General features: G+C 47.1%; 11 protein-coding genes, 1 tRNA gene and 2 pseudogenes. 3 read left to right on the top strand and 11 right to left on the bottom strand.

Features of this window, described 5'->3' with window-relative positions:
* A pseudogene (locus IM496_RS10030) lies at positions 1-102 on the top strand (IS200/IS605 family transposase); the annotation flags it as partial.
* Positions 103-140: 38 nt separating this feature from the next.
* Here IM496_RS10030 and IM496_RS10025 read toward each other — a convergent pair.
* Together IM496_RS10025 and IM496_RS10020 are read right to left on the bottom strand one after the other, a co-directional pair.
* Positions 141-1190, bottom strand: a pseudogene (locus tag IM496_RS10025) (sulfate ABC transporter substrate-binding protein); the annotation flags it as partial.
* Between the two features lie 107 nt (positions 1191-1297).
* Positions 1298-1972, bottom strand: a complete 675-nt coding sequence (locus tag IM496_RS10020; protein WP_002763668.1) for a cadmium resistance transporter — start codon at positions 1970-1972, stop codon at positions 1298-1300.
* A gap of 240 nt (positions 1973-2212) precedes the next feature.
* Here IM496_RS10020 and IM496_RS10015 point away from each other — a divergent pair, with 240 nt between their 5' ends.
* Entirely contained in the window at positions 2213-3475 is a 1263-nt protein-coding gene (locus IM496_RS10015; RefSeq protein ID WP_194017333.1) for a sulfonate ABC transporter substrate-binding protein, read from the top strand.
* Positions 3476-3666: 191 nt separating this feature from the next.
* Here the strand turns inward: IM496_RS10015 and sigC are convergent, their stop codons facing one another.
* From sigC to IM496_RS10000, 3 genes are all read right to left on the bottom strand, one after another.
* Positions 3667-4935: an RNA polymerase sigma factor SigC gene (sigC, locus tag IM496_RS10010; protein WP_287661842.1), complete on the bottom strand. Its 1269-nt coding sequence runs from the start codon at positions 4933-4935 to the stop codon at positions 3667-3669.
* A gap of 232 nt (positions 4936-5167) precedes the next feature.
* Positions 5168-6229 (bottom strand): anthranilate phosphoribosyltransferase family protein, encoded by a 1062-nt coding sequence (locus tag IM496_RS10005; protein WP_194017477.1) that lies wholly within the window; start codon positions 6227-6229, stop codon positions 5168-5170.
* 43 nt (positions 6230-6272) lie between these two features.
* The gene (locus IM496_RS10000) at positions 6273-7268 is read right to left on the bottom strand and encodes a LysR family transcriptional regulator (RefSeq protein ID WP_194017475.1); all 996 of its coding nucleotides are present in this window, start codon (positions 7266-7268) and stop codon (positions 6273-6275) included.
* A gap of 564 nt (positions 7269-7832) precedes the next feature.
* On the opposite strand from IM496_RS10000, the gene arsM reads away from it, so the two are divergent.
* Positions 7833-8807 carry an arsenosugar biosynthesis arsenite methyltransferase ArsM gene (arsM, locus tag IM496_RS09995; RefSeq protein WP_287661841.1) on the top strand — a complete coding sequence of 325 codons (975 nt, stop codon included), beginning with the start codon at positions 7833-7835 and terminating at the stop codon, positions 8805-8807.
* Positions 8808-8923: 116 nt separating this feature from the next.
* Here arsM and IM496_RS09990 read toward each other — a convergent pair whose 3' ends face one another.
* From IM496_RS09990 to psbZ, 6 genes are all read right to left on the bottom strand, one after another.
* Positions 8924-10171, bottom strand: a complete 1248-nt coding sequence (locus IM496_RS09990) for a glutamate-5-semialdehyde dehydrogenase (protein ID WP_271928060.1) — start codon at positions 10169-10171, stop codon at positions 8924-8926.
* 10 nt (positions 10172-10181) lie between these two features.
* The gene (locus IM496_RS09985; RefSeq protein ID WP_271928062.1) at positions 10182-10589 is read right to left on the bottom strand and encodes a hypothetical protein; all 408 of its coding nucleotides are present in this window, start codon (positions 10587-10589) and stop codon (positions 10182-10184) included.
* A 171-nt stretch (positions 10590-10760) separates the two neighbouring features.
* Positions 10761-10832 (bottom strand) — tRNA-Gly (locus tag IM496_RS09980).
* Positions 10833-10904: 72 nt separating this feature from the next.
* Positions 10905-11183 (bottom strand): hypothetical protein, encoded by a 279-nt coding sequence (locus IM496_RS09975; RefSeq protein WP_194017468.1) that lies wholly within the window; start codon positions 11181-11183, stop codon positions 10905-10907.
* A gap of 57 nt (positions 11184-11240) precedes the next feature.
* A complete protein-coding gene (gene ribH / locus IM496_RS09970) occupies positions 11241-11786 on the bottom strand; it encodes a 6,7-dimethyl-8-ribityllumazine synthase (RefSeq protein WP_287661840.1) in 546 nt (181 codons plus the stop codon).
* A gap of 108 nt (positions 11787-11894) precedes the next feature.
* Positions 11895-12083, bottom strand: a complete 189-nt coding sequence (gene psbZ / locus IM496_RS09965) for a photosystem II reaction center protein PsbZ (protein ID WP_004160875.1) — start codon at positions 12081-12083, stop codon at positions 11895-11897.
* Positions 12084-12177 lie beyond the last annotated feature (94 nt).

The following is a 12177-nucleotide window of genomic DNA, read 5'->3' as shown; positions in this document are numbered from 1 at the left end:
GTAGGAAAGCATGGGGATGAAGGTATGATAGCGAGATATGTAAAAGAACAAGATAAAGAATACCTGCAGCTACACCAAAATCTACAATTGAGTCTATTTTGATTCTGATACCCCGTCCGCTTGCGGCGGGGTAGTTCATTCTGCTCGAAGATGCCGTTATTGGCCAGAAATTCCTTTTCGATCAACGTCCAACCGCCGAGATCTTGGGCGTTGAAAAGGGTCTTGATCGGCGGAAATTGTAGTCCTTCATCCTTGGCCACGAAGGGATTGACCGAGCGATAGCCTAATTTGGCCAATTCCTGTTGTGCCGGCTCGGAATAGAGGAAATTCACAAAGGCCTCGGCCACCTCTCGCGTGCCGTGTTTATCGACATTTCTATCCACCACCGCCACGGGATTATCGATCGAGATATTGACCGGGGGGACTAAGTAATTGGTATCTGGTTGATTTCTTGCCGCTAGAATTACCTCGTTTTCGTAGGTGACTAAAACATCGCCCTTTCCCTCTTGGAAAAAGGCATTGCTGGCGTCCCGTGCGTCCCTAGCTAGGGTGGGAATCTTTTGATAGATCCGGCGGACAAAATCCCATGCCTGTTGCGGTTCGCCCCCCGTTTGCGTCACCGAACCCCAGAGGGCTAATAACTGCCAAATAGCGATCCCGGAAGTTTTCGGATCGGCGGATAGAACCGTAACGTCCTCTCTAGCCAGATCCGCCCAAGATTGAATCTTTTTCGGATTTCCCGCCCGCGTCACGATCGCTGCAACCGAGTGACTCACCACCCCCCGCCGCGGCACCCGATCTTCCCAACCGCGATTAATCAGGCCGGCTTGAGATATCCGCATCACGTCGAGGGGAAGGGCCAGATGTACCACGTCCGCCTCTTGTTTCCCGGCGATCACGTCATCGGCCTGGGCCAGGGAACCGCCGTAACTCCGCTGGAAAATGACTTTTTGGTTATGCTCTTTCCGCCATTTCTCGACGAATTTCGGGATAATCTGGTCGTGGGCGGCTTTCGTGACCGAGAAGGAAACGAGATTCAGTTTCACCTCCGGTTTTGAGCCGATTCCCCCGCAGGAGGCGAGGGCGAGACTTGCCAACAGTCCCACTAACAGGAAGGAAAGGAAGCTCCTCCCCGATAAGGAACGAAAGGGACGAAACAGCGATCGAATTGGCAACAGTGATACATTCATCGGGATTTTCTCGATAAGGTTGATCTAAACCAACTAATTTTTTATTCTCTCTTCCTGAATTTTGACTCCCGTGGGATCTGGAGATTGGCGTTTACGGGGGGTCTAATTTAGCCGATGGGAATCAACAGGCGATAGGAGCCGTTATCGAGAATAATCCGTAGGCCCAACCACATCAGCACAAAAGGGAAAAGCTTACTCGCATAACGGCTGAGGACGACCGCGATCCCCGGTTGGCGGGTTAGATTATAGGAGAGAAATAACCAAGTACAGACGATTAGATAGCAGATCGGGATGATTACGGCTAACTGCGCCACGGTACTATTGGCGAATAGGGGAATGTAGATACCGAGATTATTGCCGCCATTGGATATCGTGACTGCGGAAACTTTATAGGTTTGGCGATCGCTGAAGACTTGACCGAGGGATAGTCTGCGGGAGGCGAATCCGTGAAATCGGGCGTTTCTTCGCAAATTCACCTTGCGATCTGCGGTTTCCCTCTCGTTATCGCGATTTAACGTCAGTAAATTTCTCACACCGATGAGGATCGGCAAGATTCCGAGAAGACCGATATAAATCGGCGGGATGATTAGGCCGAGTAGAAAACCCAGCAAGCTCACCGATACTAAGGCCGTAAACCCGACTAGCTCGCCGACGACGACGTGAACTGGGCGAAAGGTACGATTTACCTCGCTAAAGAAGCCGGTTAGATAAATATTGTCGTCGAAGGTGGTGGCTATGCCGGTGGCCACCGCGATTTTGACGATTTCGATCAACCAATCCATCCATACCACCTCGATCTCTCAAATGCAGGCGCAATTTTATTTTGAAACTATATCATTTTCAATACATTTATAAATGTACTTTGTTACACAATCGAGGAGTCGTGGATTTCTATAGTATGTAGATAAAACTAATGGAACCTCTCCCGCTTGCCCTGAGCCAAGTCGAAGGGATCAAGTTGGGAAACCCTTCCCTCTTGTCTCCTTTCCCGATAATAAATCTTGTTTTCTGCGAGAAATCCCATGCTCCACCGTTCGATCAAGTGTCTCTGGAAACCGTGGCGAAATTGCCGGGGAGTTCTTCCCGCGCTGCTTTTTTTGACCAGTCTGGTGGGGAGCTTTCTCCTGGCTGGATTTTCCGACACGAACGCAAAGCGCTCGCTACGCGAGATCGCCGTCGGTCAAAATTCTCGATCCGATAACCTGATTCTGAACCTCGTCGATAGCTTTAAATTCCCCCGGAATACCACTCCCCGGCTATTGGAAACCGTGGGATTATTTATCGCTGGAATTCTCTTCTGTATCGCGATCGATCGCTGGTTCAAGCGCTCGACCCCCTCCGATATCACTCCTCTCGCCAAACAAGCGCGGCGGTTAGGAACCCTCAAGATCGGCTATCCCGAGGGCATGACTAATCTGGAAGTTCTCCGCGCCCAGGCCTTTCTGGAAAGACGCTTAAAACCCTTTGGGGTGACGGTAACGTGGACGAGTTTTCTGGCCGCTTCCTCTCTGATCGAGGCCTTGAGCAACGGAACGATCGACTTCTGCGGTGGTGGCGGTACGGCGAGTATTTTCTCGCAAGCAGCCGAACACGTCTTCGTCCGGGTAGCCAAGGAAAAATATACCGCCCCGAAAGGTCAGGCGATTCTCGTGCCTGAGGATTCGCCAATACAGACCTTGGCGGATTTAAAAGGCAAAAGAATCGCCTTCGATCGAGGTTCGAGCGCCCATTATGTCCTCATCCGCGCCCTGATGAGAGTGAATCTAGAATTAAGCGATATCGAACCGGTGTATGCGACTCAACCGGAAGCGCTGGTGCTTTTCCGTCGCGGTGAGATCGACGCTTGGGTGGTCTGGGTTCCCTATTCTCCCACGGAGACGCGCAGCTATCCGGGAAGACCGTTGGCCGATCTAGAGAGTATCTTTGGGGAAAACGCCTCTCTAGAAGTGCCGACCTATTATTATGCGGTTCCCGAATTGGTGCGGGATTATCCCGATGTACTGAAGGTGATTTTAGAAGAGGTGAACGAGGCGGGTGCCTGGGCGAAACAACAGGAGTTAGAGGCGACGAGACGCTTGGCAGCTCACCACGAGATCGATCCGGCGATCGTGACTAATCTCGAACAGAGGGCCTCTGAACGTGCCATTATCCCGATCGATGATCGCTCTCTGACGGCCCTACAACACCAAGCTCATATCTTCCGAGACCTGAAGCTGATCCCCCATCGGGTCAATGTGCGCGACGGAACCTACACCCTACAGACGAAACAAAATTGGACATATTAATACTAAATCCGTTGAGTATAGGCTACATATCAGGATAGGCAAGAGGCAAGAGGCAAGAGGCAAGAGGCAAAAGGAGGAATAAATAATCAGTTTTTAATAACAGGATTTAGGATTACTTTTTACTGTTTACTGTTCACTGAAAATACTCCCCACACCCTGCCCCCAGGAAAAACTTTTTCCACATACCCTAACTAACTCAACGCTTCAAAATAATCGCGAATTTGATGATGTCGCCCGGATTGACGCAGTTTTTGCAACGCTTTCAACTCAATTTTTCGCACCCTTTCCCCGGATAATTCCAAGATGCGACCGATATCAGCCAAGGAATGGGATTTACCATCGAGAAAACCATAGCGCCATTCAATCACTTCTCGTTCGCGAGTGGTTAAATCTGCCAATAGTTCTCTCATATCTCTTTGCAAAGATTCATAGACAAGACGATTTTCTGAAGACACTTCTTCAGTTTCCAAAAGGTCTATTAATTCCGTATCTTTTTCCTTACCCACTTTTATTTCTAAGGAAACCGAACGCGGCACTGTCATCAACAATTCCCGCACAGTTTCAGGAGTCATCCCTAACTCTTGGGCAATTTCCTCTACGGTCGCAGTACGACCGCGCATTTGTGAGATTTTCCGTTGTGCCTTCTTAATTCTGTTGAGTTTTTCGGTAATACTCACCGGTAAGCGAATAATCCGGCTTTGAGTCGCGATCGCCCTCGTAATTCCTTGACGAATCCACCAGTAAGCATAGGTAGTAAAATGATAGCCTTTGGTGGGGTCAAATTTCTTGACGGCGCATTCTAAACCTAGGGTTCCCTCTTGAATCAAATCCAATAATTCTAAACCGCGATTCTGATATTTTTTGGCCACCGACACCACCAGACGTAAATTGGACTTAATCATCTGTTCTTTGGCACGGGTACCAAGGGCAATAATTTCTTCTAATTCTTCCACTTCTAAGCCCGCTAGATGCGCCCAACGCTGTTTTCCCGCTTTCAAAGCATTTTTTAACTCAGACACGGTGATTTGGGCAGTTTCTGCCCAACGTTCCAGGGAGAGAGGATGGGCTGATCGAGTTGACCCTGAGAGAAGCCGAAGGGCGGTCAGTCGATCACAAATCTTAATTAACTTGACAAATTGCTGTATTTGTGCATCACCTTGTTTAAGAGCAGTGGCGCGCAATTTCAGTAAAGACAGATGACGCTGCACCCGTTGCGCTTGTTCAACTTCCTCCTCTCGTTTGAGTAGAGGCACTCTGCCAATGTCTTGTAGATATAAACGGACTAAATCGGTAGTTGTACGGTTGCTGTAGCTTTTTTGGGGACTAGATACTAAATCATCTTTTAAATCATGGCCGAGAAAATCCTCATCTAGGTCGATCGAGTTTTCCTTCAGTTTTAAGATAGAAAAAGAGGGAGAGATAAATTCAGTTTCGAGCGTCGAGGGATTAATTGCAGACATGGTGGCTTCTCTACGGGCGACTGTGATAGGAATTAGAAACCTCTAAATCGTTCACCCTAGTCATGGTTTTCCCGCTTGAGCGAGGAAATGATGCAGTCGGGAAAAATTTTTTTTCAAAAGCATTGATCTTTAAACCTAGAAGTTACACCAAGTCTGGGGTTGACCTTCTTGGCCCAACTTCTCAAATTAATGATTGATTTAGAAGTAATTTCCCCTACAGTCCTATTCCTATCTATTCCTGATTTTCCAGATAATTACGGATTTGTTCTAGTTTAGCTAGGGCTTTTCCTGACTGTAAAGATTGTTGTGCTTGCTGGAAACCGGTGGGGATATCCGGGGCAATTCCACAGCGCCAAAGATAAAAACCACCGTTAAAAATTGCCGCGTCGGTTAATTCGTTATTTTCTCCAGCTAATAAACCCTTTAATTTAGCGGTGAGCATCTCTAAAGATTCGAGGGGATAATCCGATGGACAGAAGCCATAATCGCGAGGATTTAGTAAAAATCGCTGAAAGGAAGGGGGATCGGTGGGATTTCCTAGACCAATAATCGCCGTCCGATTACAGGCTAAATCACAACTGCCCTCTAATCCTTTCACGGTGGTGAAGTGAGAGATATTTCTCAGAGCGAAAGTTTCGCAAAAACGATCTTCGGTGGGGGGGTGAACAAAACCCGATATCTGATGAATATTACCCACAAAAGGCGACCAGATTAACTCTACCGTAGCCATAGGCGGACGTTTACCGATTTGCTCCCGATAGGGAATAAAATTCTGTACTAGGGGAAAATGGCGCGGAATATAGAAAAAAGTCAATCCTGTGGTGATTAAACAGTCTTTCACTGCTGCTAAGGATAATTGACTAAAATCTGCTCCTAATTGCTGCCAGATTTCTCTGAGGGAAATACCGTATTTAGTCGGCATTCGATCGCCCCCGTGCAGGACTACGGGAACCCCCGCCAACCCTAAGATTAAAGTAGTGATCGGAGTAACCGGGGCAGTGCGAGAGCGTCCATCGTAGGGATTGCCAAAAATAGTGATCGGATGCTGAAAAGAGGCTGATTCTAGGGTTATTTGCGGCCCAAGCTCGGCGTAGGCATCAAGCATTCCCGCTAACTCATCGCTGGTGGGGCGTTTAATGCGATGGGCAATCATAAAAGCACCGATTTGGGCTGGGGTTGCCTCTTGGGTTAACATCATCTTAGTGGCCATTGCCGCTTCGGGACGGGTTAAATTTTTGCCCGTATGGGCGCCACTACCGATCGCTTTTAGTAATTCTCGAAAAGTATCGCTCATCTCAAGGAAGAAAATAAAAAGTAAATGGGATTGATTGGGATTGCTAAGGCTGGACGTGGTGATTTTCTAGGTTTTTAATCATACTTTGCTTTATTTGCCGCACTAATTGACAAAAATGAGCGATCGGTGGTATCTGTAGGCGATCGCTAGTAGTGACAAGGACTACCTGACGGGTGAGACGATGACTAAATTTACCATTATTAAGATGGGGATTTTCGCTACTAGGGGAAGCAAGAGCTTGTCCTGAGCCAAGTCGAAGGGGACGAATGGCGAGGGTGGCATCGCTACGAGCCTCCATCAGGGCAGATTGGGGCAGAAGAGCGATAATATTACCCTGACGCACCACACCGCGAAAAGCATCGAGGGTGTTTAATTCCATGACGGTTTTCAGGTGAGCATCCTGACGGGAAAACCATTCTTGTACTAATCTTTGCATTCCGTAGCCATCTTTGAAAACCACTTGCGGATAGGGGATTAATTCCGACCATGGCACTTCTTTGTATTGGGCGAGGGGATGATTAGCGGCCATGAGAATTTCGATCGCTTCTTCGTATAATATTTCTACCACCATCTCCGGGCTAGAGGTGAGAAAACGATTATTCATTACCAACGCCAGATCTACTAAACCATCCCGCAGCACTTTTAGGGCGCGATCGCTGCCTAGGGCTGTAACTCTTAACTGAACTTCTGGGTATTCAGCACAGAATTTCGGCAAAATCGGCGGTAAATAGTGGGCGCAGACGGAATGAATCGCCGCCACGCACAACTCCGGCTGTTTTCCTGCCTGTAGGTCAGTGATTTCCCTGTGAATATTCGTCCATTCTTGACAAATCCGTTTCGCCCGGGGCAGTAATTTCTCGCCGGCAATGGTTAATTTTGCTTGGGCGGTACGATGAAAAAGAGGTAAGCCCAAATCGGTTTCTAGGGATTGAATCTGGCGGCTGATAGTCGATTGGGTGACCCCACACTGGCGGGCAGCTTGACCGAAATTGCCTGTATCGGCTACGGCTAAAAAGGCTTGCAATTGCTCGATCCGCATTCTTTCTGGTTTTAATTACATTCCGTCATGACCTTATGACAATAACGAATTTTATTCTGACTTTTGGTAGAAATTGCTACCGTTTTCTCAGTTATCAGTTATCAGTTATCAGTTATCAGTTAGCAGGTGTCAGATTTGAGTTATCAGTTCACTGATTACTTTTTACTGTTGACTGAGCATTGAAAAAAGCCCCCTGCTCTCCTATACCTTTTAAACAGGATTTAGTATTAAGTAGGGAGGCACAATTATTTGTAGGATGGGTTAGCGGTAGCGTAAACTATGCGGGCGTTGGGTTTCATGCTTCAACTCAACCTACGTTCATCTTATATTTAATTCCACCCACCCACTGAACAGGATAGCCGCTACTTTTGCCCTTGTGAATATTGCTGTTTTTGAGGCGAACTTTAAAGACAGTGTAACCCGTTTCTGGGATTTGAGCGCCGATGAACTTGCCTATCTCAAGGTGATCAGTTAGAGATTATAGGTCAGTACAAATGCTAAGATAGTGTTGGGCGGGGATGGGAAGTCGATCCTTGAATTGATCAGAGAAAAGGAGTTTAAAGGATGAAAATGACTTATCTGGAAGCTACTGCCAAATTTTACAGCGAAGTAGCCCAAACTCCCGAAGTGGGGCTATGTTGTGTTCAAAGCAGTCCTTTGCAACTGCCGGGGTTAAAAATCCCCGCCATTATGCAGGAGATGAACTATGGTTGTGGCACGACGGTGCAGGTTAATGAATTGGGCAATTCTCCCAGGGTTTTGTATGTGGGTGTGGGTGGTGGTTTAGAAGCACTGCAATTCGCCTATTTTTCCCGTCGTCCGGGGGGAGTGATTGCGGTGGATCCAGTGCCAGAAATGCGTTGGGCAGCCCAAAGAAATCTCGGCGAAGCACTGCCGGAAAATCCTTGGTTTAGTCTCGATTTTGTGGAAATTAGAGATGGTTCTGCCTTTGAATTGCCGGTGGAGGATGCCTCCGTCGATGTGGTGGCGCAGAATTGTCTTTTTAATATCTTTAAACCAGCCGATTTACAGTTAGCTTTACACGAAGCTTTTCGCGTCTTAAAACCGGGAGGACGTTTACTGATGAGCGATCCGATCGCCACTCGTCCAATTCCCGAACATTTGCAAGAAGATCAGCGTTTACGCGCTATGTGTTTATCGGGGGCCTTGACCTACGATGATTATATTCAACAGTTGATTGCTGCTGGTTTTGGTCAGGTAGAAATTCGGGCCCGTCGTCCCTATCGTTTACTGGACTGTCAGAGTTATAATTTAGCCGAGCCGCTCCTCTTAGAAAGTTTGGATTCCGTTGCTTTTAAATTAGCTATTCCCGAAGATGGGGCCTGTATTTTTACGGGCAGAACTGCTATTTATACTGGTAGGGAGGCAATTTTCGATGATGGTGCTGGGCATATTTTAGCCAAAGGATTACCGGTGGCCGTCTGTGATAAAACTGCGAGCAACTTAGCTCGTTTCTCTCCCCAAGATATCCTCATCACCGAGTCCACTTGGCACTATAATGGGGGCGGTTGCTGTTAAAAAAGCACGGTCGAGGCAAGTCCGATCCCTCAGTTATCAGTTATCAGTTATCAGTTATCATTGATTAGTAATTGGTCACTGTTCACTGTTTACTGTTCACTGTTCACTGAAAAAAACTAGCCCTGCACTACCTGTTTAAGGGTGGTAAAGGTTTCTAGGTTGATTAACCCCCGGCGCTGGCCTTTTTGGTTGGAAATGCCCAAAAATACCGATTCTCCCTGTTTGGGATTGCGATCAAATCGGGGTGAAGAATTGATATAAACTAAAGCACTATCGGACTCCATGGCGAATTGACGACTTTCTCGATAGGATTCGGTGACAATACAATCCGCATGACCGCTACTATACTTATTAATCCAAGCGATCGCATCAGTGAGGGTATCCACTAACCTAAAGGCCACCGTTTTTTCTAAATAGGGTCTTTGCCAATCATTATCGGTAGCAATAGTTAAATGTTCCAGAAAATCCGCCGCTAATCGGGTATCTCCCCGCAATTTAAAGCCTTTTTCCTGCAAACTTTTAAACAAACGACTTAAAGTTGAAGAATTGTGATGGGGACTAATTAAAACTTTTTCGATCGCGTTAACCGGATCCGGTATGCTGCCATGACTATCGATAATTACCTGACGAGCTAACTCCAAATCGCCACTAGGAGACCAATACAAATAACAGTTTCCCATGGCCGCACGCAAAACGGGAACCGTTGCCAATTGACTCACCCGACCGATTAAACTAGGGCGACCGTAGGGAATAATCAAATTAACATAATTTTCTTGGGTCAGCAACTCCTCTAGGGAGGGACTAGAATCACAGGGTAAACCACTGACACAATCCACGGGTAAACCCACATCTTCCAATGCTTCTTGGATAATTTCCGTAATCACCCCATCGGAATGACTAGAGGCATTGGAACCGCGAATAATCAAACTATTGCCACTTTTTAGGGAAAATCCCGCCGCTACCATCGCTAATTCCGGAAAACCTTCATAGACGAAGGCAATCACTCCTAAAGGCATCCTTTGGCAATAGGTTTGGGAAGGATTGAGTTGATAGGCTGCGTTAATTACCTGTTGCAGCGGATCCGATGCTTCCGCTAGTTGTTGCAATACCTCCACCGTCGTCTCTAAACGTTCGGGAGTTAACCGTAACCAGCGAATCATCTGTTCTGAGACAGCCATCTCTCGACTGACTTCTAAATCGAGGGTATTGGCTTCTAAAATACGATCAAAGCCAGTTTTAATGGCATTAGCGATCGCAATTACTCCGCGATTTCTTTCATTGCCATTAAATTGACCTAGAGCCAGAAAAGCATTGTATGCTTGCTTAAAGATCGTCAGGGGGGGGATGGAGGAACTTTCGATCATAGATTTTTGTCTAGCGTCGATAGGCTAACCAAAAGATGAATGCGGGCAAAATAACTAATAGCATAACTAGAATTGCCCCAAAAATCACGCTTACCCCCGGCGGTGATTTTAAAATTAAGGGTAGCCAGACGATCGATAATAACAGAATTATCCCCACCATCAGGGGTAATACCTCTTGTGCAAGGCGCTGATTGGTACTCACCCAACGAAATCCTGTCCAGCGCCAAGTGCGTTTATAGGGATAGTGGGGGGCTAATTGTTCGATAATTTGGCCGTTTTCCTGTAGCACAAATATTTGTTGACAGCGATCGCATCCAAAGGCATCGGTTAATAAAATCGGGCATAATGTCCCTTTCCGACGACAGGGACAGGGATAGTCTTGGTGTAGGTCGATTTTGGTATATTTATGCGGTCGCACAAGCTAAATTTTTGTTTATAAATGGTTGTTTTTAGTCGCTCGTGAGCAATAGCTAAGGGATTCAACGCTTGTCGAAAATCCCCAACCCTATTGCCCACGGATAGTTCTCATATTAAAGGATATCCCTGAGTTATTCATCCCAATCTTAAGGTCTATTTTAAGATTTTTCTAAGCGGGCAACGCGATTCGAACGCGCGACATTCACCTTGGCAAGGTGACGCTCTACCACTGAGCTATGCCCGCAAGCCGTTTTTTTGACACTCCCCTAATTCTGCCAAATCTCAGAGCATTTGTCAAGTAGTTTGGAGCATTTTTTTACAATGATTCATCTTCCAGCAAGTCCCCCAAACCGGTAATAGCTTCGAGAACCACTTCTATCTTCGCCTGTAGTCGGTTGAACTGATGTTCCAAACGCTCACAGCGCTTGTCAATGGCGGCGAATTTTTCAGCCATAGGGCGTTCCATCGCGTCAAAAGCTTCTGTAATCCGCCCCTCTGGTTCTAAATCTAATTCCAGAGTCTTGATTGTCTCGACAGCGTTAACTAATTGCCGCCTGAGTTGGTTAATATATTTGTTCTGTTGGGCTGCGCTCATCAGTGGAACTCCGGGGGAGTGGGGACAGCTAAAACCCTCAATGCTGGGGGAATTTTCTTAGCCTTCTATCAGTGCCTGTGGGGGATTATTTTGCAATAATCCTAGGGGTTTATCTTCATCCCGGGGGCGCAATTGACGCATGAGACTAGCCATTTCTAGGGCAGATAGGGCATAATTCCAGCCCAAATTACTTTTAATCCCGGCCCGTTCGAGAGCCTGTTGTAGAGTATCAGTGGTGAGAATACCGAAGACAACGGGAACACCCGTCTGAAAAGCGGCCGCAGCGATACCTTTAGCGGCCTCGGCGGCAACGTAGTCAAAATGGGGCGTTTGGCCGCGAATAATTGCCCCTAGACAAATAACGGCATCGTAACGGTGGGAAAGGGCGACTTGACGGGCTACCATTGGCACTTCAAAGCTACCGGGTACCCAGATATAATCCACTTGAGTGCCATCGGGATTAACATCAACCCCGTGACGCTTGAGACAGTCTTGACAGCCTGATAACAGTTTATCAGTGACGAGATCATTAAAACGACCAATCACGACCGCAAAGCGCAAAGAGGATATATCCTCGGTAAAATTTCCCTCAAAAACAGTCATAAGGTGTGGGGTGTGGGGTGTGGGGGGGTGGGGAGATGGGGTAGTGGGGAGGTGGGGAAACTGTCTCATCACCCTATCACCCTATCTCCTCCTGACTCCTGATCAAGACTAAATCACTAAAAAGTTTAAAATAGCGACGGCAACGACTAAAATCGCCCAAATTGCCGAACCCAGATAGAGAAGTGGTTTCGATTGGTCCCAGTTTTGGGGGGAAGCATAGGCAACGGGGACACCAATTACCATTAGCAAGGAAAATAAAACTAGGGCAATGAGAAAAAATTGAAAGACAATAGACATGATTGGGTTCTCCTAAAGCAGTTGATCTTTATCTAGATGATTCTCCCAGATTTGATACTTGTATGGAAGAGCCTCGCTTCCACTCAACTCTCAG

The organism is Microcystis sp. M049S2 (assembly GCF_020245625.1).
Lineage (GTDB): Bacteria > Cyanobacteriota > Cyanobacteriia > Cyanobacteriales > Microcystaceae > Microcystis > Microcystis ichthyoblabe_A.
Note: the sequence above shows the minus strand (reverse complement) of the source record. Positions and strands in the feature narration are given on the sequence as shown.

What these genes read in the sequence shown, in the direction of transcription:
- psbZ (WP_004160875.1), bottom strand. Translation starts at nt 12,083, where the DNA reads ATGTCTATTGTCTTTCAATTTTTTCTCATTGCCCTAGTTTTATTTTCC.
- arsM (WP_287661841.1), top strand. Translation starts at nt 7,833, where the DNA reads ATGAAAATGACTTATCTGGAAGCTACTGCCAAATTTTACAGCGAAGTA.
- IM496_RS10020 (WP_002763668.1), bottom strand. Translation starts at nt 1,972, where the DNA reads ATGGATTGGTTGATCGAAATCGTCAAAATCGCGGTGGCCACCGGCATA.
- ribH (WP_287661840.1), bottom strand. Translation starts at nt 11,786, where the DNA reads ATGACTGTTTTTGAGGGAAATTTTACCGAGGATATATCCTCTTTGCGC.
- IM496_RS09975 (WP_194017468.1), bottom strand. Translation starts at nt 11,183, where the DNA reads ATGAGCGCAGCCCAACAGAACAAATATATTAACCAACTCAGGCGGCAA.
- IM496_RS10000 (WP_194017475.1), bottom strand. Translation starts at nt 7,268, where the DNA reads ATGCGGATCGAGCAATTGCAAGCCTTTTTAGCCGTAGCCGATACAGGC.
- sigC (WP_287661842.1), bottom strand. Translation starts at nt 4,935, where the DNA reads ATGTCTGCAATTAATCCCTCGACGCTCGAAACTGAATTTATCTCTCCC.
- IM496_RS10005 (WP_194017477.1), bottom strand. Translation starts at nt 6,229, where the DNA reads ATGAGCGATACTTTTCGAGAATTACTAAAAGCGATCGGTAGTGGCGCC.
- IM496_RS10015 (WP_194017333.1), top strand. Translation starts at nt 2,213, where the DNA reads ATGCTCCACCGTTCGATCAAGTGTCTCTGGAAACCGTGGCGAAATTGC.
- IM496_RS09990 (WP_271928060.1), bottom strand. Translation starts at nt 10,171, where the DNA reads ATGATCGAAAGTTCCTCCATCCCCCCCCTGACGATCTTTAAGCAAGCA.